This is a genomic window from Pseudoxanthomonas yeongjuensis, assembly GCF_010093345.1.
In the GTDB taxonomy this organism is placed as follows: Bacteria; Pseudomonadota; Gammaproteobacteria; order Xanthomonadales; family Xanthomonadaceae; genus Pseudoxanthomonas_A; species Pseudoxanthomonas_A yeongjuensis.
The window spans coordinates 1,242,612-1,263,798 of record NZ_PDWT01000001.1; the positions used below are offsets into that span (position 1 = coordinate 1,242,612).

The window sequence follows — 21,187 nt, forward strand, 5'->3', positions numbered from 1 at the left end:
ACCCCGGTCCCGTCGGGCAAAGTCCCGGGCCGGTTTGCTAGACTCCGCACCGCGCCCAGGCGCACCTTATGGAAGACGACCCTACCTCCCCCCTTCGCGCCGGCCCGCACCTGGTCGTGCGCGACCCCGCAGAAGCCGGCCCCGGCGAGGATCGTCCGCGTGCTTGAGCTGCTGATCGTCATCGCCCTGATCGTCCTCAATGCCTTCTTCGCCCTATCGGAGATGGCATTGATGACTTCGCGCAAACTGCGCCTGAAGCAGATGGCGCAGGAAAGCCGGGGCGCCAGAGTGGCGTTGGCCCTGGCCGAGCATCCCGACAACCTGCTGTCCACGGTCCAGGTCGGCATCACCGGCATCGGCGTGCTGACCGGCGTGTTCGGCGGCGATGCGATCGGCGCGATCATCGCCAACTGGCTGACCGGAATATGGCCGACTGCCGCCTCGTATTCGGCAGCCATCGGCATTGGCACCGCGGTCACCCTGATCACCGCCAGCTCGGTCATTTTCGGCGAACTCATTCCCAAGCGCCTGGCCCTGACCAATGCGGAAAACATAGCCGCCGTGGTCGCCATTCCGCTGGACTGGCTGTCGCGCATCGCCCGTCCGATCGTGTTCGTGCTGGGCGCGATCAATCGCCTGGTCCTGCGCCTGCTCGGCATCCGCGACGACGACCGCAACGCGGTCAGCGAGGAAGAAATCCGCATGCTGGTCAGCGAAGGCCACGCCCAGGGCGTGATCGACGTCGACGAGCGCAACATGGTCAACCGGGTGCTGCGCCTGGGCGACCGCACCGCCGACAGCCTGATGACCCCGCGCAAGAGGATCGTGTGGCTGGACCAGTCCGCGAGCTACGAAGAAAACATCGAGACCATGCGCGAGTCGCAGTTCTCGCGCTTCCCGGTATATCGCGGCGGCGACCAGGACGTGGTCGGCGTGCTCGAAGTGAAGTCGCTGCTGGACCGTTTCGCCGAACGTTCGCCGGAGATCTTCCGCAGCCTGCGCGAACCGTTGTTCGTGTCCGAGTCAACCCATGCGATGAAGCTGCTGGAGATCCTGCGCGAGGAGCAGCAGTCGCTGGCACTGGTGGTCGACGAATACGGCGAGATCCAGGGCCTGGTGACCCTCAGCGACCTGATGGGCGCGGTGGTCGGCCGCCTGCAGGCCTCGGAGAACAGCGACGAGGACGCGCTGGTGGTCGTGCGCGACGACGGCTCGCTGCTGGTCGACGGTTCGTTGCCCAACGACGATCTGCGCGAACTGCTGGGTGGCGTCGCCCTGCCCGACGGCGACGAAGCCGACTACAACACCATCGCCGGCCTGGTGATCGAACATTTCGGCCGCATCCCGCATGTCGGCGAACATCTGGACTGGGCGGGCTGGCGCATCGAGGTGGTGGACCTGGACGGTGCGCGCATCGACAAGTTGCTGCTGCAGAAACTGCCGGAAGACGAAGATGACGAAACCAGCGCCTGATTCCGGCACCACGCCGGAACCGGGCGCCAGCGAGCACGTCAGCACCCGCGCGGTGCTGGATGCTTTCGCCGCCGGCGATCCCGACGACCATCTGCGCATGGGCGACCTGCTTTCGGGCTTGCGCCAGACCGCTTTCGGCATGCTGCTGTTCGTGGCCGTGCTGCCCGCCTTCCTGCCCATCCCCGGCCTCGCCGGCGCGATCAGCGGCCCGCTGGTCGTGCTGATCGGCGCGCAGTTGCTGCTCTGCCTGCGCAAGCCCTGGCTGCCGGGCTTCCTGGCCAGGCGCGGGCCGCATCGCCGGTCGATGGCGCGCTTCCGCGACATGATGGCGCGCTGGCTGGGCTGGCTGGAGAAACTGGTGCGTCCACGCATGGAAGGCGTGCTGGACCATCCGCTGGCCAGCGCGTTCACCGGCCTGCTGCTGGTCCTGCTGGGCCTGCTGCTGGCCTTGCCGATTCCGTTCACCAACTACCTGTTCGGCGTGCTGTTGCTGCTGTTCGTGTTCGCCCTGCTGGAGCGCGACGGCGCATTGATGCTGATCGCCTGGCTGGCCGGCGCGATCGCCGTGGTCGTGTTCGGCTTCGTCTCCGGCAACCTGGTGCAGATGCTGGTGCACATGGTGGACGGCTGGTTCTGATCCAGCTTTCCGGAATTTCGCTACGCCTCGGCGCGCGTAGGAGCGACGTGAGTCGCGATCGAGAGAACGGCGGGATCCATTCGCGACTCACGTCGCTCCTACGCGCGCTACCCAGCACCTTCGGCGGGCCGGGGCCCGCCCTATGTCAGACCAGCAGCAGCGCGAACTCGGCCGCGCTCATCGGGTAGCCCATCCAGTAGCCTTGCGCCAGGTCGCAGCCGCGCGCGCGCAGGATGTCGAACTGCGCTTCCTTCTCCACGCCTTCGGCGACCACGGTGATGCCCAGCGAATGGGCCATGGCGATGATCGCCGTGGTCAGGGCCAGGTCGTCCGGATCGCGCTGCATGTCGGCGATGAAGCTGCGGTCGATCTTGACCCCGTCCACCGGCACCCGGCGCAGATGGCTGAGTCCGGAAAAGCCGGTGCCGAAATCGTCCAGCCACACCTTGACCCCGGTGCGGTGCAGCTTCGCCAGCAGAGCGCTGGCGTGCGCCTCGTCGCTGATCACCGCGGTCTCTGTCAATTCCAGGTGCAGGCGTTGCGCAGGCAGCCCTGTATCGCGCAGGCAGGAAGCGACTTCTTCGGGCAGGTCGCCGCTGCGCAATTGCCGCGGAGAGACGTTGACCGCCACGAACGGGGCTTCGTCCATGCCGCTCCCGGTGGGCCAGCGCGCCGCCGCGGTGCATGCGGCGCGCAACACGCGCGGGCCGATACTTTCGATCAGGCCGCTTTGTTCGGCCACGTCGATGAACACCGACGGCGCGATCGAGCCCATTTCCGGATGCTGCCAGCGCAACAGCGCCTCGGCGCCGACGATGCGGCTGTCGGCCACCCGGAAGATCGGCTGGTAGACCAGGCTCAGCTCGCCACGCTCCCAGGCGCCGCGCAGTTCCTGTTCCATGTGCACGCGGCGCTCCACCGCCTGCTCCATGGCGCGGCTGTAGAAGCGGTAGCAGTTCTTGCCGGCGACCTTGGCCTGGTACATGGCGATGTCGCCGTTCTTCATCAGCGCGGTGGCGCCGGACGCATCTTCCGGGAACAGGGTGATGCCGATCGAAGTGCCCAGGAACACCTGGCGCCCTTCCACCACCAGCGGCTGCCCCAGTTCCTTCACCAGCGCCTCGGCCAGCCGGGTGGCGGAGGCGCGCACGTCGCCCTCCTGGATCAGGATCACGAACTCGTCGCCGCCGAAGCGCGCCAGCAACGACTCGTCGCCGCCCATGCGCTCGACCACGCTGCGGATCCGGTTGGCGAACTGCAACAGCACCTCGTCGCCCGCCTCGTGGCCCAGGGTGTCGTTGACGCGCTTGAAGTCGTCGATGTCGGCGAACAGCACCGCAAGCTGGCGACCGGCGCCGCGCAGCATCATCAGACGGTGGTCGAGGCTTTCGCGGAACGCGAGACGATTGGTCAATCCGGTCAGCGCATCGGTATAGGCCATGCGCCGCACGTCGCGATCGTGGCGGGCGATGCTGTCGTTCATGTCGCTGAAAGCGCGGACCAGATCGCCCACCTCGTCCTGGCGGTCGCTGACCAGGTGCTTGGCATCGTAGTCGCCGGTGCCGATCGCGTTGGCCGCGTCGGCCAGTTGCCGGATCGGTTTCACCAGCGTGCGTTGCACGTACCAGACGACAACGACACTTACCGCGACCAGCGCCGCCAGCAACGCCACGAACCAGCCCATGTGCCGCCTGCCCAGTTCCAGCAGGCGGTTATTGAGATTGCCGGCGGCGCGTTCCTCGTTGGCGCGGATCTCGGCCAGGGAAAAGCCCACGCGGACCCCGCCGATGCGCTGGTTGCCGATGCTGATCGCCTCGGATACGTCCATCACCTGCGGCGACCATTGGGTCAGCAGGCGGTCGGACGCGACCGCTGCGCGCGCCAGCGGATCGTTCATGACCTGGCCGTAGGCGGCGATGTCGTAGGAACCGTCGTGGACGATCTTGCCATCCACACCGTAGACCAGCACGTAGGCGACGTCGGGTTGGCGCGAGGCGGCGCGCACGATGATGCCGATGGCGTCCAGGTCGGAGTAGTACAGGGGGTTGGTCAGCGAATCGGCGAGTTGTTCCACCGTCGCCTCGCCACGCCGGCCCAGCGCATCCGCGGCCATCGACTGCATGGCTTCGCGGCCGAGCACGTCCACTTCGCTCTGCATCGTCGATTGCCGCTGCAGCAACAACGCCAGCAGCGCCAGCACCACCAGCAAGGCCACGCCCATCGCCAGCAGGAACCGGGCCTGCAGACCGAAGCGCAGGCTCATTCGACCTGCTCGCGCACGCGCCCGATGCCATCGCGCAACCGATCCAGGCCCTGCTGCGAAGCAGGGTCCACCGGCATGAAGCGCGTGGTGCGGAAGAACAGGGTCATCGCCTCGCGCGCGGCGGGATCATCGGCCGCCTGCAGCAGCACCTCGCGCAGCCGCGCCTCGACCTTCGGATCCAGGTTGCTGCGCACCATCTCCAATGCACGCGGGTATTCCGGGGTCTGGTAGATGGCCTTCATGTCCTGGCGGAAAGCCGGCGGCATCCGTCGTGGATCTCCCCAGTCCAGGCTGCTGAACACACCGGCGTCCACCAGGCGCTTGTGCACCCAGGCGGCGATGTTGAGTTCGGAGCGCGCGAACACGTAACCCACCGAGTCGGGCGTCGGCCGGTCCATCGGCGACAGCAGTATTTCCAGGTTCAATCCCTGGTCCAGCAGCGCCGACGCCGGCACGATGTAGGCGCTGGTGGAGGCGGTGCTCTGGAAGGCGATGCTGTGGCCCTGCAGGTCGGCCAAGTTGTCTATACCGCTGTCCTTGCGCACGAAGAATACCGAATGATAACGGCTGACCCCGCCGCGTTCGGTCAGCAACAGCGGCCTGGCGCCCGCGCGTTTCTGCAGCTGCATGCCGGTGCCGGCGGTTTCGGTGACCCAGTCCACGCGCCCGCGGCGCAGGTAACTGGTCATCTGCTGCGCGTCGCGCGCCATCAGGATGCGGCCTTCCTTGATGCCCACATCGCGCATCCGCGGCACCACGTAGTCCAGCAATGGCTTGAGTTGCTCGTAGTGGGCCTTGGGATCGTCGCTGATGCGGCCGAGGACCAGCACGCTTTCATCGATGCCAACGGGCGCAGATAGCGCCGCAGCTGCGGCGCCCGGCAGCGACATGGCCAGCAATGACAGGGCAAGACCAAACCAGACGGTGCGCAACGTTGGGGCTCGCATCAGCAGCAGAGTTGAGACTAGCCGAAAGCTCCGGCCGGGGGTAGTGATTAGTCCGGTTTCGTGGTCGCCAGCCGGGCCATGCGCTGGGCGTCGGCCAGGATCCCGCGCATCAACCGCACTTCCTGCTCGTTCAGGCCGGCGCGCAGGAACAGACGCCGCAATTTGCGCATCGCCGAATCCGGTGCCCGGCCCTTGTGGAAATCGATGTCGTCCAGGGTCTCGCCGAGTTGGGAGAAGAAGCCTTCCATCTGCGCATGCGACGCCGCCGCTTCCTGCCGCACTCCGTTGTCCGGCGAAGGTTGCCCGCCCGCGGCCAGCAGTGCCACCCGCAATTCGTAGGCCAGTACCTGCACGGCGGCGGCGAGGTTGAGCGAGCTGTATTCCGGATTGGCCGGGATGTGGACCGAGGCATGGCAAAGCTGGAGTTCCTCGTTGCTCAACCCGGTGCGCTCGCGGCCGAAGACCAGGGCGACCTGGTCCGCGCCGGCAAGATCGACGACCCGCGACGCCGCGGCACGCGGATCCAGTTCCTCCAGCGCCACCCTTCGGCTGCGCGCGGTGCAACCCAGTACCAGGCGGCAGTCGGACACGGCCTCGGCCAGGGTCGCGACCACGCCGGCCGCGGCCAGCAGGTCGTCGGCGCCGGCGGCCCGACGGAAGGCCTCGTCGGCCGGGTATTGTTCCGGCGCCACCAGCACCAGCCGCGACAGGCCCATGGTCTTCAGCGCGCGCGCGGCGGCGCCGATATTGCCCGGGTGCTGGGTGCCGACCAGGACGATGCGGATGCGGGCGGCGGCTTGCAGAGGGATTTCGAGTGCGGCGTCAGGGGTGTTCATGGGTGTAGATGTTAAACTGCGCGGGCCGGTCTTCGCGCCGTGCCGCTCTTTACCACTCGTTTCCTTCCACCCGCCGCCAGTCCGCCCGAGGTCCGTCACCCATGTTGAATCCAGTCGTCACCATCATGGTCAAGGCCGCGCGCCAGGGGGGCAACGTGCTGTTGCGCAACATCAACAAGCTCGACAGCCTCAACGTGGTGCAGAAGGACCGCCTGGATTACGCCAGCGAAGTCGATGCCGACGCCGAGAAGGCCGTGATCAAGGAACTCAAGCGCGCCTACCCCGACTACTCGGTGCTGGGCGAGGAAAGCGGTGGCCAGGCCGGCAAGAACGGCCGCTACACCTGGGTGATCGATCCGCTGGACGGCACCAGCAACTACCTCCGCGGGTTTCCGCACTACTGCGTATCGATCGCCCTGGTCGACAACGGCGAACCCACCGATGCGGTGATCTTCGACCCGCTGCGCAACGAACTGTTCACCGCCAGCCGCGGCAGCGGCGCCCAGCTCAACGAACGCCGCATCCGCGTCCACGACCGCAAGGACCTGGCCGGCACCACCATCGGCACCGGCTTCGCCCCGCGCGAACGCGCCCGCGCCGGCGCCCAACTGGAATGCGTGCGCGAACTGCTGGTCCAGGCCGAGGACGTGCGCCGCACCGGTTCGGCCGCGCTGGACCTGGCCTACGTGGCTTGTGGCCGCAGCGACGCCTATTTCGAGGCCGGACTGAAGGCCTGGGACATCGCCGCCGGCGTGCTGCTGGTGCGCGAAGCCGGCGGCAAGGTCTGCGACTACCGCGGCGCCAACATCCCGCGTCTGGATTTCCAGGGCGCCAAGGACCACCAGGTCGTCGCCGGCAACATCAAGGTCTGCGAAGCCCTGCAGAAGGCCATCGTCACCTCGGGCTACGCCGCCAGTTTCAACTGACCCCACGTCCGTAGGAGCGGGCCTTGCCCGCGATGCCTTTCGTGGGTGATCGCAAGAGCATCGCGGGCAAGGCCCGCTCCTACAAAATTTGGATGCACGAAAAAGGCCGCGAACTTCGCGGCCTTTTTCGTTCTGCGATGGCAGCCGGAGATTACGGGCGGCGGGCCAGCGCCGCTTCTTCCTTGGCCTTCGGCATCAGGTCCTGCTTGGTCACCGTCAGGAAGCCCATGGTCAGCAGCGGGCAGGCGATGAAGATCGAGGAGATGGTACCGATCACGATGCCCATCATCTGCGAGATGGCCATGCCTTCCAGCGAGCCGCCGCCGTAGATGTACAGCGCCAGCACGGTCAGGAAGGCCACGAACGAAGTGATGATGGTGCGCGACAGGGTCTGGTTGATCGAGCGATTGAGGATTTCGTTCGGCTCCACCCGCAGGTTGCGGAAATTCTCGCGCACCCGGTCGAAGACCACGATGGTGTCGTTGATCGAGAAGCCCATCACCGACAGCAGGCCGGCCAGCACGGTCAGGTCGAACTCCCTGCCGGTCAGGGCGAAGAAGCCGGCCACGATCAGCACGTCGTGCAGGGTGGTGAAGATGGCCGCCACCGCGAACTTCCATTCGAAGCGGAAGCCGATGTAGATCAGGAAGCCCACCACCACGAAGATCAGCGCGTACAGCCCGTTGAGCGCCAGTTCCTTGCCGACCTGCGGGCCGACGAACTCGTTGCGCATGATCCTGGCCGTGTTGTCGGGTAGCGACGCGGCATTCAGGACTTCCTGCGCGGTGCGGTTGTTGGTTTCCGTGTCGACCTTGCCTTCATGCGGCTGCAAGCGCACCAACAGGTCGCTGCCGCTGCCGAAGGTCTGTACCTGCGCGCTCTCGTAGCCGGCCGCGGCCAGGCGATCGCGCACGCCATCGACCTCGGCGGGCTGCTGGAAGCGCAACTCGACCACCGTGCCGCCGGTGAAGTCGAGGGCGTAGTTGAAGCCGTTGACGGCCATCGCGGCGATCGCGCCCACGGCCAGCAGCACGGCCACTCCCAGCGAGATCCAGCGCAGGCGCATGAAATTGATGTTGGTGTCGTTGGGCACCAGGTGCAGCGGGAAAAGTTTCATTCTCGGGCGCTTCCGTTAGATGGCCAGGGACTTGAGCTTGCGGCGGCCGCCGTAGATCAAGGTGGCGATGCCGCGCGACACGGTCACCGCGGTGAACACCGAGGTCAGGATGCCGACGATCATGGTGATCGCGAAACCCTTCAGCGGGCCGGTACCGAACGCGAACAGGGCGACGCCGGCCAGCAGCGCGGTCATGTTGGAGTCGAAGATGGTGCCGGAAGCCTTGTCGTAGCCGGTGGCGATCGCCGCCTGCGGCGGCATCCCGGCGCGCAGCTCCTCGCGTATCCGTTCGTTGATCAGCACGTTGGCGTCCACCGACATGCCGATCGACAAGGCCAGGCCGGCGAAGCCGGGCAAGGTCATGGTCGCGCCGAACAGCGACATCACCGCCACCACCATCAGCAGGTTGAGCAGCAGGGCCACGCAGGTGAGCAGGCCGAACATCCGGTAGTACACCAGGAAGAACGCCAGCGCGAACAGGAACGAGTACATCACCGCCTTGGTGCCGCGGGCGACGTTCTCGGCGCCCAGGCTGGGGCCGACCACGCGTTCCTCGACGAAGTCCATCGGCGCGGCCAGCGAGCCGGCGCGCAGCAGCTTGGCCAGGTTCTCGGCTTCGGTCTTCTCCAGGCCGGTGGTCTGGAAGTTCTTGCCGAACACGCCGGCGATGCGGGTCGGCGCCAGCGCTTCCTCGCTGACCTTGGTCGAACGCACCTCCTTGCCGTCGACCATGGTGACCTGCGGGATGCGCTCGATGTACACCACCGACATCAGCTTGCCGACGTTGGCGCTGGTGAAATCGAACATGCGCTGGCCGGCGGCCGCGTTGAGGGTGATGTCCACCGCGGGCGAACCATTGCGGTCGGTGCCGGTGCTGGCGGTGACCATCTGGTCGCCGGAAGCGAGTACGCGCTTGCTCAACAGTACCGGAACCGGCTTGCCGTCCAGGCCTTTTTCACGCAGGTAGTAGATGCGCGCTTCCGGCGGCACGTTGCCGCTGGCCAGCGCGTCCTGCGCATTGCCGTCCACGACCGAGCGGAACTCGAGGGTCGCGGTGGCGCCGATCAGGCGCTTGGCCGCGGCGGTGTCCTGCACGCCGGGCAGCTGCACGACGACGCGGTCATCGCCCTGGCGCTGGATGATGGGCTCGGCCACGCCGAGTTCGTTGACGCGGTTGCGCAGGGTGGTGATGTTCTGCTCGATCGCATCGCCGGAGATCTTGGACAGCTCGCTCTGCGGCAAGGTGATGATGATGCGGTTGCCATCGACCTGGTAGCTCAGTGCCGATGCGGCCACGCCGGCGGCGGCATTGCCGCCCGACAGCGCCACGCGCGCCTTGTCCACGTCCTGGTCCGCCGGCAACGTGACCACGATGCTGTTGTTGGCGCGACGCTCGACCGACTCGTACTTGACCCGCTTGTCGCGCATGGTCACCCGCGCGTCTTCGGCATAGGCATCGACGCGCTTGTCCAGCGCCGCCTTCTGGTCCACCTGCAACACGAAATGCACGCCGCCCTGCAGGTCCAGGCCCTGGACCATGGGTTTGGCCCCGACCTTGCCCATCCAGTCCGGAACCGTGGAAGCCAGGTTCAGGGCGATCGTATAGTCCTCGCCCAGACCTTCGCGCAGCGCGTCGTTGGCCTTGGTCTGCGCCTCGAAGCTGGGCATCCGCACCAACAGGCTGTCCTTGTCCTTGTCCAGCGACTTGGCCGTGACCCCCGCCTTCTTCAGCGTGGCGTCGATGCGCTGGTTCAGCGCCGCGTCGATCGCGAAGCCGCGGTTGGGAGTGACCTGCACCGAAGGATCCGACGGATACAGGTTGGGCAGCGCGTACAGCACGCTCAGCACCACGACCAGCAGGATGGTGATGTATTTCCAGCGCGGGAATTCAAGCATTGGGGATTTCCAGAGAAGCGTAGCCCGGGTGGAGCGTAGCGGCTTTCAACAGCGAAGCTGGTCTACCCGGGGGGATTTTTGTTCCGGTGAGAAGGAGCCCCGGGTATCGCCTTCGGCTCCACCCGGGCTACGACTACGGCTAGTCTTAGGCGGACTTCAGCGTGCCCTTGGGCAGCACGTTGCCGACGGCGGCCTTCTGCACGCGCACGCGCACGTTGTCGGCCACCTCGACGGTGATGAAGTTGTCGCCGATGTCGGTCACGATGCCGGCGATGCCGCCGGAGGTGATGACTTCGTCGCCCTTGGACAACTTCTCCAGCATGCCCTTGTGTTCCTTGGCGCGCTTCATCTGCGGACGGATCATCAGGAAATACATCACCGCGATCAGCACGATCGGGAACAACAGGGACATGCCGCCAAGGCCACCGGCAGGCGGCGCGCCCGCGGCTTGGGCGTGGGCGGCGGGAATCAGGAAATCGAGCAGGTTCATCAGATAGTCCGTTAGGGCCGGAAACAGCCGGGAATTATGCCATGGGGGCAGCCAGCCGTCCGCGCAAGCGTGGAAATCAGCCGAAACAGCCAGGAAATGCCCCGAATGCCAGTGAAAGACCGCGGGAACCGGGGAAAGGTTCCTGCTTCCCCTCTTCCCCCCCGGCGCCCGCAGAGCTCGCCCCGTACTTGATACGGGGGTGTGCAGGGCTGAGAAGGGTCTGCCCGAATGCGTTAGCCGGGGGGAGCTAATGTGGAGCGGCGTCCCCGCCGCGAGCTCTTGATCTTTGGTTCTTGATTGCACCCAACGAGCAGGATCAAAGCTCGCGGCGGGGACGCCGCTCCCACGACAGCCTGGCAATTCTTCCGGCAGGAGAAGGAAAAGCCCCTACCCCCTGGCCGCGTGGAACCCCGTCCTGAATTCCGCGAACCTGCCCTGCTCGATCGCCGCGCGCATGTCCGCCATCAGCTTCTGGTAGTACCAGAGGTTGTGCAGCGTACCCAGCATCGGCGCCAGCATCTCGTCGCACTTGTCCAGGTGGCGCAGGTAGGACCGCGAGAATCCATTGCGGCATGCATAGCAGCCGCAGCCCGGCTCGATCGGATCCAGGTCCTGTTCGTATTTCGCGTTGCGGATGCGCACGGTGCCGGTGGAAGTGAAGTAATGGCCGTTGCGCGCGTTGCGGGTGGGCATCACGCAATCGAACATGTCGACCCCGCGCGCCACCGCCTCGACCAGGTCTTCCGGCCGGCCCACGCCCATCAGGTAGCGCGGACGGTCCTGCGGCAGTTGCGGGCAGGTGTGCTCGAGCATCGCGTTGCGCTCGTCCTCGGTCTCGCCCACCGCCAGGCCGCCTATCGCATAGCCGTCGAAGCCGATCGTCTTGAGGCCGTCCGCCGAACGCGTGCGCAGATCCTGGTGCACCCCGCCCTGGACGATGCCGAACAACGCCGCGTCGTTTCCCTCATGCGCACGCTTCGAGCGTTCGGCCCAGCGCAGAGACAGCTCCATCGACGCATCGACCACGCGCTTGTCCACGGGTTTTCCGTCGACGTTCACCGGCGGGCATTCGTCGAAGATCATCACGATGTCCGAGTCCAGCACTTTCTGGATGCGCATGCTTTCCTCCGGACCGAGGAAGACCTTGCTGCCGTCCACCGGCGAGTTGAAGGTCACGCCCTGCTCGGTGATCTTGCGCTGGTGGGCCAGCGAGAACACCTGGAATCCGCCCGAATCGGTGAGGATGGGTTTGTCCCAGCGCGCGAAACCATGCAGGCCGCCGTGCTTTTCGATGACTTCGAGGCGCGGGCGCAGGTACAGGTGGAAGGTGTTGCCGAGGATGATCTCGGCGCCGAGTTCCTTGACCTGCTCCGGGAATATGCCCTTCACCGATCCGTAGGTCCCCACCGGCATGAACGCCGGCGTTTCCACCGTGCCACGCGGGAAGGTCAGGCGGCCGCGTCGCGGGACCCCGTCGGTTTTCAGCAACTCGAAGGACATCCTGCTCATGCGGAAAGTATCTCAAGACAATGAAACCCGCTAACGCCATCCCAGCGAAAGCTGGGATCCATTTTGATCTTGCTCCCGGTGCAAAGCTTCAAAATGAAGATGGATCCCAGCTTTCGCTGGGATGACGACTGAAGATATCCAGGGGAGTCGATCACTTCGAAGCCTCCGGAAACAACAGCATCGCGTCCCCATAGGAAAAGAACCGGTATTTCCCGCGCACCGCGTGCTCGTACGCGGCAAACACGCGCTCTTTTCCAGAAAACGCCGACACCAGCATCAGCAGCGTGCTTTCCGGCAGATGGAAATTGGTCAGCAGCGCATCCACGCTGCGGATGCGGTAACCGGGGAAGATGAAGATCTGCGTTTCGCCCGCGAAAGGCCGCAATTCGCCTTCGTGCGAGGCCGATTCCAGCGCCCGCACCACCGTCGTGCCGACCGCGACCACCCGGCCACCGCGCGCGCGCGTCGCCCGGACCTGTTCCACCAGCGCCGCGCCCACATTCAACCATTCGCTGTGCATGCGATGTTCGCGCACATCGTCCACGCGCACCGGCTGGAAGGTGCCTGCGCCCACATGCAAGGTGACGTGGCCGAACTCGACGCCGCGTTCGCGCAACGCCTGCAACAGCGCATCGTCGAAATGCAGGCCCGCGGTCGGCGCCGCCACCGCACCGAGCTCGCGCGCGAACACGGTCTGGTAGCGCTCGTCGTCGTCGGCGCCGGGATCGCGATGGATATAGGGCGGCAACGGCAGGCGTCCCGCCTTCAGCAGCCAGCTTTCCAGCGCGCCGGCGACATGGAAACGCAGCAGGTAGAACTCGCCATCGCGGCCCAGCACTTCGGCCTCGCCGCCCGCATCCAGGGCGATGCGGCTGCCCGGCTTCGGCGACTTGCTGGCCCCGATCTGCACGCGCGCGGCGTTGTCGGGCAGCAGGCGTTCGATCAGGACCTCGACCCGGCCACCAGTGCCCTTGTTGCCGAACACGCGCGCGGGAATGACCCGGGTGTCGTTGAACACCAGCAGGTCGCCCGGCGCCAGCCACTCCGGCAGGTCGCGCACTTGCCGGTCCACGAAAGCAGCCTCGCCCGGCGGCACCACCAACAGGCGACTCGCCGAGCGCTCGGGCAATGGCGCCTGCGCGATCAGCGCTTCGGGCAACTCATAGTTGAAGTCGGATTTCTTCACGGGCTGGACCAGGAAAGGCCGCGCATTGTACGTGACGCTATCGCTCGAACTTGGTCGAAAGGATGATCGAGCTGGCGGTCCGCTCGACGCCCTCGATAGCGCCGATGCGGTCGGTCAGCACGTCCATGTCATTGACCGTCGGCACCGCGCCGACCGCGATCAGGTCGTAGGAACCGCTGACCGAATGCAGGGCCCGCAGCTCCGGCATCGCACGCAGGGCGGCGGCCACGGACACGGCCTGCTTCGGATACACGGTGATCATGATGTGGGCGCGGATCTGGCCGCGCTCGTATTCGTCGTCGATCCGTACCGTATAGCCGCTGATCACACCTTCGCGTTCCAGCTTCTCGATCCGGCTCTGCACCGTGGTCCGCGACAGGCCCAGGCGACGTGCGATCAGGGCGGTGGAGGCCCGCGCGTTTTCGCGGAGCAGGGACAAAAGCAGTTCGTCGGAGGCGTTGAGCTTCATTTTCCACAGGAGTTTTCGTCGATACGACGAAAATTAGGCTAAATTCGCACGAATCACAACTGTTAAACGACGAAATAATCTAGATAATAGAAAGATTGTCGTTCGTCTGCGGGAGGAAACCCATGAACCTGATCGAAAAACTCGCGCCGCTGCGCGCCCACACCGGCAAGCGCATGACCGTCGGCCTGGACGACGCTACGCTGCTGCGCCTGGCCAAGTCGCACCCGGACCTGGAGGCAGCGATCGCCGCCGCCGCCGCGGAACACGAAAGCCTGCGCGATGAATTCGCCGACTTGTTCGACCTGGACGAAGAGGCGCAGCTGCGCGCCGTGCAGGGCGGCTACGTCAATTTCTACGCCGAAGATGCCGTCAACCCGTACGTCGCCCTGACCGCGCGCGGGCCGTGGGTGGTGACCATCAACGGCGCGGTGCTGTACGACGCCGGCGGCTACGGCATGATCGGCTTCGGCCACACCCCGGCGGCGGTGCTGGAAGCGATGTCCAAACCGCAGGCCATGGCCAACATCATGACCCCGAGCCTGTCGCAGCTGCGCCTGGACCGGGCCCTGCGCAAGGAAATCGGCCACAGCCGCGGCGGTTGCCCGTTCGCCAAGTTCCTGTGCCTGAATTCCGGTTCCGAATCGGTCGGCCTGGCCGCGCGCATCGCCGACATCAACACCAAGCTGCAGACCGACCCGGGCGCCAAGTACGCCGGGCGCGCGATCAAGCGTGTGGTGGTGAAAGGCAGCTTCCACGGCCGCACCGAACGCCCCGCGCTGTATTCGGATTCCTCGCGCAAGGCCTATGAGCAGTACCTGGCCAGCTATCGCAACGAGGATTCGGTGATCGCCATCGATCCCTACGACGGCGAAGCCTTGAAGCGCGTGTTCGCCGACGCCGACAGCAAGGGCTGGTTCGTCGAGGCGGTGTTCCTGGAGCCGGTGATGGGCGAAGGCGATCCGGGCCGCTCATTGCCGCCCGCGTTCTACGCGGTCGCGCGCGAACTCACCCGCAGCCACGGCAGCCTGCTGCTGGTCGATTCGATCCAGGCCGGCCTGCGCGCCCATGGCGTGCTGTCGATCGTCGATTACCCGGGCTTCGAAGGCCTAGACGCGCCGGACATGGAAACCTATTCCAAGGCCCTGAACGCCGCGCAGTATCCGTTGTCGGTGCTGGCGGTGAACGAACGCGCCGCCGGCCTGTACCGCAAGGGCGTGTACGGCAACACCATGACCAGCAACCCGCGCGCCCTGGACGTGGCCTGCACGGTGCTCGACCTGCTGACCCCGCAGGTGCGCGAGAACATCCGCAAGCGCGGCGCGGAAGCGATGGAGAAGCTGGAGAAATTGAAGTCCGAGCTCGGCGGCCTGATCACCAAGGTCCAGGGCACCGGCCTGCTGTTCTCTTGCGAACTCGCCCCGCAGTTCAAGTGCTACGGCGCCGGTTCCACCGAGGAATGGCTGCGCGAACGCGGCCTCAACGTGATCCACGGCGGCGCCAACTCGCTGCGCTTCACTCCGCACTTCGCCATCGATTCGGAAGAACTGGACCTGCTGGTGGCGCTGGTCGGCAAGGCCCTGCGCGAAGGCCCGCGCGCGCAGCAAGCCGCCGCCGCCTGACCTGCTCTTGTAGGAGCGCCCATGGGCGCGAGCTCTTCGTCCCGATCGCGGGAAGATCAAGGGCTCGCGCCCATGGGCGCTCCTACATTCAAACTCAAAGCATCGCGAGCAAGGCCCGCTCCTACAAGGCGCGCTTCTGCTCGAATCGCTGCAGCGACCGCCGGATCAGCGCACGCGCCTCGGCCGCATCGCCGAACCCATCCAGCTTCACCGGATTGCGACCCGCCGGCAGGTCCTTGTAGACGCGGAAGAACGCCTCGATGCGTTGCCGCTCGATCAGCGGCAGATCGCCCAGGTCGCGGATCCCGGCGTAGGTCGGATCGATCTTGTCGGTGGGCACGCCGATGATCTTCTCGTCGCCTTCCCCATCGTCGGTCATCCGCAGCACGCCGATCGGGCGGAATCCGATCAGCACGCCCGGATGCAATGGCTCGCGCGTCAGCACCAGCGCGTCCAGCGGATCGCCGTCGCCGGCCAGGGTGCGCGGCATCGAGCCATAGTTGGCCGGATAAGCCACCGGCATCGACTGGAAGCGGTCGACGAAGACCAGGCCGTCTTCGTTGATCTCGTACTTGGTGAAGCTGCCGGCGGGTATCTCGACCGCCAGCACCGTCTCCTGTGGCGCGCTCTGCGGTTGCGCAGCCAGGAAAGGATGGAGGATGCGTTCGCCACCATGCACCGACCAGGCGAATGCGAATGCCGGAAGCAGCGACAGCGCGAACAACGCCGCTGGACGACGCGATGCAGGTTTCATGGATTCTCCAGGGACAAGGCGCGATCGATCGCAGAGGATCGCGAAGCCTTTCTACGGCCGCGACATGAAATCCATGTGTCATCCATGTGACGCGGCCATCGGCGCGTTGCCGCTGGTTGCCGGTTCTTCCGCGATTGCGCGAACCGGCAATCAAACTGCAATTGTTCTGCATCAATAGCGCCCGACGTCATATTTCCGCCACAACGCTCCCGTAGAACGTGGGGATTGATATTCCACGGGGAAACGTTGCGATGAAGAAGAAGATACTGGCGACCAGCATGTCGCGTGCATTGGCCTGCCTGGTGTTCGGATCACTGCCGGCCATGGCCCAGGCCGAAGTACAGGCTCCCGGCGGCGCCGGCGACGCCAGGCAGCTTGACACCATCGTGGTCCAGGGCGAGATCGCCTATCGCGACCGCACCGACGACATCGCGCCGACGCTGGTTTACGACCTGGAATACTTCCAGCGCTTCGAACCCAACACCGTCGGCGACATGCTCAAGCGCGTGCCGGGCGTGGGCTTCGTCGGTTCGGACATCATGGAATACGACGGCGCGCAGCTGCGCGGCCTCGGCGGTGGCTACACCCAGGTGCTGATCAACGGCAAGAAGGTGCCAGGCGCCGGCGACGACCGCTCGTTCTACGTCGACCGCATCCCGGCGGAAATGGTCGACCATATCGAAATCAAGCGCAGCGCCAGCGCCAACCGCAGCGGCGACGCCATGGCCGGTGCGATCGACATCGTGCTGCGCGACGCCTACGAATTCACCGGCAGCTACATCCGCGTCGGCGTGAACCGCTGGGACGACGGCGAAGTGAACCCGACCTTCGGTGCGGTGACCTCGTTCGAAGCGCTCGGTGGCCGCCTGCTGGCCGGCTTCAACGTGCAGGATCGCTACCGCGCCAAGTTCAAGCGTTCCGACCGCTTCACCGACAACACGCTAGAAGAGAAGGTCAGCTGGGAAGACCAGACCGAAGTGAAGGACGGCCGCGACTATTCGGCCAACCTCAGCTACACCGCCGACGTCGGCGAGACCGGCCGCTTCAGCATCGACGGCTTCTACGTCAAGACCGACCGCGACGTCAGCGAAGTGTCGTTCGAAGAGGAACTGGACGACGACGAAACGATCAACGCGCGCGTGCCGGGCCTGGACCCGTACGACCAGAAGAACTACGGCATCAGCGCCGAGTACAAGTTCGACATGGCCGGCGGCACCACCACGCTGAGCGCGGACCACGCCCGTTTCGAGAACTCGCAGGCCACCACCGAGGGCGAACACGTTTACATAAGCGGTGCAGGCAACTGGGACGACAGCTGGAGCATCCCTGCCGACGCGGAATGGGACGAAACCGCCTACGAGGCCGAATCCGTTTCCGCCAAGGACTCCGAAACCGGCTTCAGGTTGTCCCACGCGCGTCCGGTTGGCAGCGCCGAACTGGAATTCGGCGTGGACTACCGCACCAAGAAGCGTGAAGGCCTGCTCATCCGCTACGAGTGGGAAGCCGAGGAGGAAGATGAAACCCCGAACTCCCTGGCGGATTACGAGCTGGATGGCAGCGTGGCCTCGGTGATCGAGGAAAAGCGCCTGGACCCGTACATCATGCTCAGCAGCAAGGGCGAGTCGTTCTCATGGGAAGCCGGCCTGCGCTATGAGACCACCAAGTCCGAGATCGACTACCTGGAAGACGAGGAAAGCGCAGGTCGGGTCAGCAAGGACTACAACGAGCTGCTGCCATCGGTGAACCTGCGCTGGGACGTGAGCGAAGCCGACCGCATCAACCTGTCGCTGGCCAAGACCATCAAGCGCCCGAACTTCAACGAACTGATCCCGGCACTGCTGGACGGCGAATTCGGCGACAACGACTACATCGGCAACCCGGAACTGGATCCGGAAACCGCCAACGGCCTCGACATCGGCTTCGAACACCGCCTCGGCAAGAAGGGCGTGGTCGGCCTCAACTTCTTCTACCGCGACATCAGGAACCTGATCGAAATCGTCAATACCGGCGAGCCCAGCGAGGAGATGCAGGACACCTGGGAAGAAATGATCGAGGACGGCGACGCCGTCGACCTGGCCGATGCCATTGCGCAGGAACCGGCGGAGAGCTGGCTGTACACCTCGGCCAACGTCGGCGACGGCAAGGCCTACGGTTTCGAGTTCGACTTGTCGACCCCGCTGTCGGCGTTCGGCCTGGACAACACCGGCGTATTCCTGAACTACTCGTGGGTCGATTCCAAGGTCGACGATTTCATGGGCGAACGTCGTTTCAACGACCAGGCCAAGAGCACCTTCAACATCGGCTTCATCCAGGACCTGCCATCGCTGGCCGCCAGCTTCGGCATGACCTATCGCAAACAGGGCGATGCCTATGCCCGCCTGCTGGGCGAGGAAGCCATCGTCCGCTATGGCGACGAACTGGACGTCTTCGTCGAAAAACGCTTCGGCGACAACTTCTCGGTGCGCCTGAGCGCGAACAACCTGCTGGATGCCTCGAAGGACGAATTCTTCGACAAGTTCAACACCCAGGCCGACCAGATCGCCCGCGATTACGACGAGTACGAACTCGAATCCGAAGAAGCCGGCCCGAGCTACCAGCTGGTCATGCGCTGGGCGTTCTGATCGCGATTCGTCCCGTTACAAAGAAGAAGCCGGCGCAAGCCGGCTTCTTCTTTGTAGGAGCGGCTTCAGCCGCGATCAGATCCCCAGCATGCCCGCGAAACCGGCCGCGCAGCGCCATTGAAGGGCGGTCGCGGCTGAAGCCGCTCCTACAATCATGGCGTGGTTTGATGCAGACTTCCGGCACCCCACTCCACCGCAGGCCGCCATGAAGATCGTCGAAGTCCGCCACCCGCTGGTCCAGCACAAGATCGGCCTGCTGCGCGAGGCGAAGCTCAATACCAAGGATTTCCGCGAACTAGTGACCGAGCTCGGTACCCTGCTGGGCTACGAGGCCACCGCGGACCTGGAAACCGAACCCGAAACCATGGCCGGCTGGGCCGGCGACGTGCAGGTGCAAAAGATCGCCGGCGCCAAGATCACGCTGGTGCCGATCCTGCGCGCGGGCCTGGGCATGCTGCCGGGGGTGCTGGCGCTGATCCCGACCGCACGCGTCAGCGTGGTCGGTTTGCAGCGCAACGAGGAGACCCTGCAGCCCGTGCCCTACTTCGAGCGGCTCACCGGCCGGCTCGACGAACGCGACGCGCTGATCCTCGATCCGATGCTGGCCACCGGCGGCACCTTGATCGCCACCATCGACATGCTCAAGCGCGCTGGTTGCAAGCGCATCAAGGGCATCTTCCTGGTCGCGGCACCCGAAGGCCTCGCCGCGCTGGAAGCAGTGCATCCGGATGTCGAGGTCTACACCGCCGCCATCGACGAACGCCTCAACGAGCGTGGCTACATCCTGCCGGGGCTGGGCGATGCGGGGGACAGGATCTTCGGCACCCGGGTCGGCTGACGCGTAGAGCCGAGCTTGCTCGGCTGCGCACCACCCGAAGCAGCGGAGCAAGCTCCGCTCTACAGGTCGGCTTCGGTGTTTATCCACGGGCAGTGCCAGTAGGGATAATCCGCCAGGGCCTCGACAAGGCGGCTGCGCAGCGGATTGGTGGCGATATAGCGCGCCTGGCCGGCAAGATCCTTGTCTCCGCGCAGGCAATGATCATGGAACCCGGCCTGCCAGATCGGACCGGACGTACCGCCTGCAGAATTGATCGCGCGCGCCGAGCGTGACTTGAACGCCTGCACGCATCTACTCAGATCGTCCCTTCTCAACTCGAACAGCCAGTGCAGGTGGTCAGGCATCACCACCCACGTCAGGTTGCGTACCCATCCTTCTGTCTCGGCCCGCATCAGTTCATCGACCACGGCGCATGCGCAGATATGCTTTGCGAACAGGGGTTTCCGATTCAACGCAACCGTGGTGACCACGTAGAATGCGCCGCTGCGGGGTTGCGGCCATGGAGAAGACGTGGACTGGACATGACCGGGATCTTACCGATGCATTACCTGCCCAGGAATCAGAATTTGCCACCAGGGCCTGTCGGAAACCACCCCGTAGAGCCGAGCTTGCTCGGCTGCACACTACCCGGAGCAGCGGAGCAAGCTCCGCTCTACGACGCGTACTGTCCGGAGCAGCGGAGCGAGCTCCGCTCTACGACAAGGAGGGCATTACGCCGCCAACGGCCGCGCCAGCAACTCCGCCACTTCATGCGCGGTGCCGAACTTCCCCTTCTCGTCGCGCGTCACCTGCGCCAGCGCGCATTCGGTGTCGTGGGTGAAGAACAGATGCACGTTGCGCGCCAGCTTGTCTTCCAGGAACGCGCGCTTCTCGTCGATCAGCAACTCCGCGTTCCGGTCGTAGCCCATGGTGATCGGCACATGCACCCAGGAACGCCCCGGGATCAGGTCGGCGCAGAACACCACGCCACCGTGCGGTTCGCCATCAATTTTTTCGGGCCCGATGATTTCAGCCAGCATCAGTCCGGGCGTATGCCCATCGCTGTAGCTGAAACGCACGGTCTCGCCCAATACCCGCGAATGTTCGCCTTCGACGATCTCCAGCCGGCCGCTGGCCTGCAGCAGCCCCGGCAGTTCCGGGATGAAACTGGCGCGGTCGCGCGGATGCGGGTTGATCGCGCGCTGCCAGTGCTGCGCACCGACCAAATAAGTGGCGTTCGGGAACAGCAGTTCGGGCGCCCTGCCCTCCGCCCATGGCGCCAACAACCCGCCGGCATGGTCGAAATGCAGGTGGCTGAGGACCACTACATCGATGTCCTGGTGTTCGAAGCCGGCGGCGCGCAACGAATCCAGCAGCACATGCTGCGCTTCCTGCACGCCATAGCGTTCGCGCAGTTTCGGTTCGAAGAACGCGCCGATACCGGTCTCGAACAGCACCGTCTTGCCACCGAGCGGACTGGCCAGCAACGCGCGGCAAGCCAGCGCGATGCGGTTCTCATCATCCGGCGGCGACCACTTTTCCCACATCGCGCGCGGCGCGTTGCCGAACATCGCGCCGCCATCGAGTTTCTGCGAATTGCCGAGCAGGGACCAGAGCTTCATGCCGC

17 protein-coding genes and 1 pseudogene are annotated in these 21,187 nt (G+C 65.4%); 6 read left to right on the forward strand and 12 right to left on the reverse strand.

The annotated features are described in order from the left end of the window. Positions 1-159 precede the first annotated feature (159 nt). Positions 160-1,473 (forward strand): hemolysin family protein, encoded by a 1,314-nt coding sequence (locus CSC74_RS05545; protein ID WP_162313380.1) that lies wholly within the window; start codon positions 160-162, stop codon positions 1,471-1,473. Further along, positions 1,454-2,110 carry an exopolysaccharide biosynthesis protein gene (locus CSC74_RS05550; RefSeq protein WP_162313381.1) on the forward strand — a complete coding sequence of 219 codons (657 nt, stop codon included), beginning with the start codon at positions 1,454-1,456 and terminating at the stop codon, positions 2,108-2,110. The genes CSC74_RS05545 and CSC74_RS05550 overlap by 20 nt, the downstream gene beginning before the upstream one ends. A 145-nt stretch (positions 2,111-2,255) precedes the next feature. On the opposite strand, the gene CSC74_RS05555 is transcribed toward CSC74_RS05550, so the two are convergent. The 3 genes from CSC74_RS05555 to CSC74_RS05565 form a co-directional block, all read right to left on the reverse strand. Beyond that, positions 2,256-4,373 carry a putative bifunctional diguanylate cyclase/phosphodiesterase gene (locus CSC74_RS05555; protein WP_162313382.1) on the reverse strand — a complete coding sequence of 706 codons (2,118 nt, stop codon included), beginning with the start codon at positions 4,371-4,373 and terminating at the stop codon, positions 2,256-2,258. Continuing rightward, on the reverse strand, positions 4,370-5,263 hold the full coding sequence (locus CSC74_RS05560) for a phosphate/phosphite/phosphonate ABC transporter substrate-binding protein (protein WP_162313728.1): 894 nt from the start codon (positions 5,261-5,263) through the stop codon (positions 4,370-4,372). The genes CSC74_RS05555 and CSC74_RS05560 overlap by 4 nt, the downstream gene beginning before the upstream one ends. Before the next feature lie 104 nt (positions 5,264-5,367). Further along, positions 5,368-6,156 (reverse strand): RNA methyltransferase, encoded by a 789-nt coding sequence (locus tag CSC74_RS05565; protein ID WP_162313383.1) that lies wholly within the window; start codon positions 6,154-6,156, stop codon positions 5,368-5,370. Positions 6,157-6,257: 101 nt separating this feature from the next. Between CSC74_RS05565 and CSC74_RS05570 the strand changes: the two genes are divergently transcribed. Beyond that, on the forward strand, positions 6,258-7,082 hold the full coding sequence (locus tag CSC74_RS05570; RefSeq protein WP_162313384.1) for an inositol monophosphatase family protein: 825 nt from the start codon (positions 6,258-6,260) through the stop codon (positions 7,080-7,082). Between the two features lie 151 nt (positions 7,083-7,233). On the opposite strand, the gene secF is transcribed toward CSC74_RS05570, so the two are convergent. From secF to CSC74_RS05600, 6 genes are all read right to left on the reverse strand, one after another. Then, positions 7,234-8,199, reverse strand: a complete 966-nt coding sequence (gene secF, locus CSC74_RS05575; RefSeq protein WP_162313385.1) for a protein translocase subunit SecF — start codon at positions 8,197-8,199, stop codon at positions 7,234-7,236. 15 nt (positions 8,200-8,214) lie between these two features. Then, complete coding sequence (gene secD / locus CSC74_RS05580; protein WP_162313386.1) at positions 8,215-10,095, reverse strand: protein translocase subunit SecD; 1,881 nt, start codon at positions 10,093-10,095, stop codon at positions 8,215-8,217. A 145-nt stretch (positions 10,096-10,240) separates the two neighbouring features. After that, entirely contained in the window at positions 10,241-10,585 is a 345-nt protein-coding gene (gene yajC, locus CSC74_RS05585; RefSeq protein ID WP_162313387.1) for a preprotein translocase subunit YajC, read from the reverse strand. Positions 10,586-10,972: 387 nt separating this feature from the next. Continuing rightward, on the reverse strand, positions 10,973-12,094 hold the full coding sequence (tgt, locus tag CSC74_RS05590) for a tRNA guanosine(34) transglycosylase Tgt (RefSeq protein ID WP_162313388.1): 1,122 nt from the start codon (positions 12,092-12,094) through the stop codon (positions 10,973-10,975). A 151-nt stretch (positions 12,095-12,245) separates the two neighbouring features. Beyond that, complete coding sequence (gene queA / locus CSC74_RS05595; RefSeq protein WP_162313389.1) at positions 12,246-13,280, reverse strand: tRNA preQ1(34) S-adenosylmethionine ribosyltransferase-isomerase QueA; 1,035 nt, start codon at positions 13,278-13,280, stop codon at positions 12,246-12,248. Between the two features lie 37 nt (positions 13,281-13,317). Then, the gene (locus CSC74_RS05600; RefSeq protein WP_162313390.1) at positions 13,318-13,749 is read right to left on the reverse strand and encodes an Lrp/AsnC family transcriptional regulator; all 432 of its coding nucleotides are present in this window, start codon (positions 13,747-13,749) and stop codon (positions 13,318-13,320) included. A 122-nt stretch (positions 13,750-13,871) separates the two neighbouring features. Between CSC74_RS05600 and CSC74_RS05605 the strand changes: the two genes are divergently transcribed. Continuing rightward, positions 13,872-15,368: an aminotransferase class III-fold pyridoxal phosphate-dependent enzyme gene (locus CSC74_RS05605; protein ID WP_162313391.1), complete on the forward strand. Its 1,497-nt coding sequence runs from the start codon at positions 13,872-13,874 to the stop codon at positions 15,366-15,368. Between the two features lie 121 nt (positions 15,369-15,489). On the opposite strand, the gene CSC74_RS05610 is transcribed toward CSC74_RS05605, so the two are convergent. Then, positions 15,490-16,122: an inorganic diphosphatase gene (locus CSC74_RS05610; RefSeq protein WP_162313392.1), complete on the reverse strand. Its 633-nt coding sequence runs from the start codon at positions 16,120-16,122 to the stop codon at positions 15,490-15,492. A gap of 251 nt (positions 16,123-16,373) precedes the next feature. Here CSC74_RS05610 and CSC74_RS05615 point away from each other — a divergent pair, with 251 nt between their 5' ends. Beyond that, on the forward strand, positions 16,374-18,743 hold the full coding sequence (locus tag CSC74_RS05615) for a TonB-dependent receptor plug domain-containing protein (protein WP_162313393.1): 2,370 nt from the start codon (positions 16,374-16,376) through the stop codon (positions 18,741-18,743). A 205-nt stretch (positions 18,744-18,948) separates the two neighbouring features. Next, the gene (gene upp / locus CSC74_RS05620) at positions 18,949-19,581 is read left to right on the forward strand and encodes a uracil phosphoribosyltransferase (RefSeq protein ID WP_162313394.1); all 633 of its coding nucleotides are present in this window, start codon (positions 18,949-18,951) and stop codon (positions 19,579-19,581) included. A gap of 59 nt (positions 19,582-19,640) precedes the next feature. On the opposite strand, the pseudogene CSC74_RS05625 reads toward upp, so the two are convergent. Together CSC74_RS05625 and CSC74_RS05630 are read right to left on the reverse strand one after the other, a co-directional pair. Then, a pseudogene (locus CSC74_RS05625) lies at positions 19,641-20,054 on the reverse strand (REP-associated tyrosine transposase); the annotation flags it as partial. Between the two features lie 237 nt (positions 20,055-20,291). After that, entirely contained in the window at positions 20,292-21,182 is an 891-nt protein-coding gene (locus tag CSC74_RS05630; RefSeq protein WP_162313396.1) for an MBL fold metallo-hydrolase, read from the reverse strand. Positions 21,183-21,187: the final 5 nt, after the last annotated feature.

What these genes read in the sequence shown, in the direction of transcription:
- CSC74_RS05610 (WP_162313392.1), bottom strand. Translation starts at nt 16,122, where the DNA reads ATGAAACCTGCATCGCGTCGTCCAGCGGCGTTGTTCGCGCTGTCGCTG.
- CSC74_RS05565 (WP_162313383.1), bottom strand. Translation starts at nt 6,156, where the DNA reads ATGAACACCCCTGACGCCGCACTCGAAATCCCTCTGCAAGCCGCCGCC.
- CSC74_RS05550 (WP_162313381.1), top strand. Translation starts at nt 1,454, where the DNA reads ATGACGAAACCAGCGCCTGATTCCGGCACCACGCCGGAACCGGGCGCC.
- CSC74_RS05560 (WP_162313728.1), bottom strand. Translation starts at nt 5,263, where the DNA reads ATGTCGCTGCCGGGCGCCGCAGCTGCGGCGCTATCTGCGCCCGTTGGC.
- CSC74_RS05555 (WP_162313382.1), bottom strand. Translation starts at nt 4,373, where the DNA reads ATGAGCCTGCGCTTCGGTCTGCAGGCCCGGTTCCTGCTGGCGATGGGC.
- CSC74_RS05600 (WP_162313390.1), bottom strand. Translation starts at nt 13,749, where the DNA reads ATGAAGCTCAACGCCTCCGACGAACTGCTTTTGTCCCTGCTCCGCGAA.
- secD (WP_162313386.1), bottom strand. Translation starts at nt 10,095, where the DNA reads ATGCTTGAATTCCCGCGCTGGAAATACATCACCATCCTGCTGGTCGTG.
- CSC74_RS05615 (WP_162313393.1), top strand. Translation starts at nt 16,374, where the DNA reads ATGAAGAAGAAGATACTGGCGACCAGCATGTCGCGTGCATTGGCCTGC.
- tgt (WP_162313388.1), bottom strand. Translation starts at nt 12,094, where the DNA reads ATGAGCAGGATGTCCTTCGAGTTGCTGAAAACCGACGGGGTCCCGCGA.
- CSC74_RS05570 (WP_162313384.1), top strand. Translation starts at nt 6,258, where the DNA reads ATGTTGAATCCAGTCGTCACCATCATGGTCAAGGCCGCGCGCCAGGGG.
- CSC74_RS05630 (WP_162313396.1), bottom strand. Translation starts at nt 21,182, where the DNA reads ATGAAGCTCTGGTCCCTGCTCGGCAATTCGCAGAAACTCGATGGCGGC.
- upp (WP_162313394.1), top strand. Translation starts at nt 18,949, where the DNA reads ATGAAGATCGTCGAAGTCCGCCACCCGCTGGTCCAGCACAAGATCGGC.
- yajC (WP_162313387.1), bottom strand. Translation starts at nt 10,585, where the DNA reads ATGAACCTGCTCGATTTCCTGATTCCCGCCGCCCACGCCCAAGCCGCG.
- secF (WP_162313385.1), bottom strand. Translation starts at nt 8,199, where the DNA reads ATGAAACTTTTCCCGCTGCACCTGGTGCCCAACGACACCAACATCAAT.
- CSC74_RS05605 (WP_162313391.1), top strand. Translation starts at nt 13,872, where the DNA reads ATGAACCTGATCGAAAAACTCGCGCCGCTGCGCGCCCACACCGGCAAG.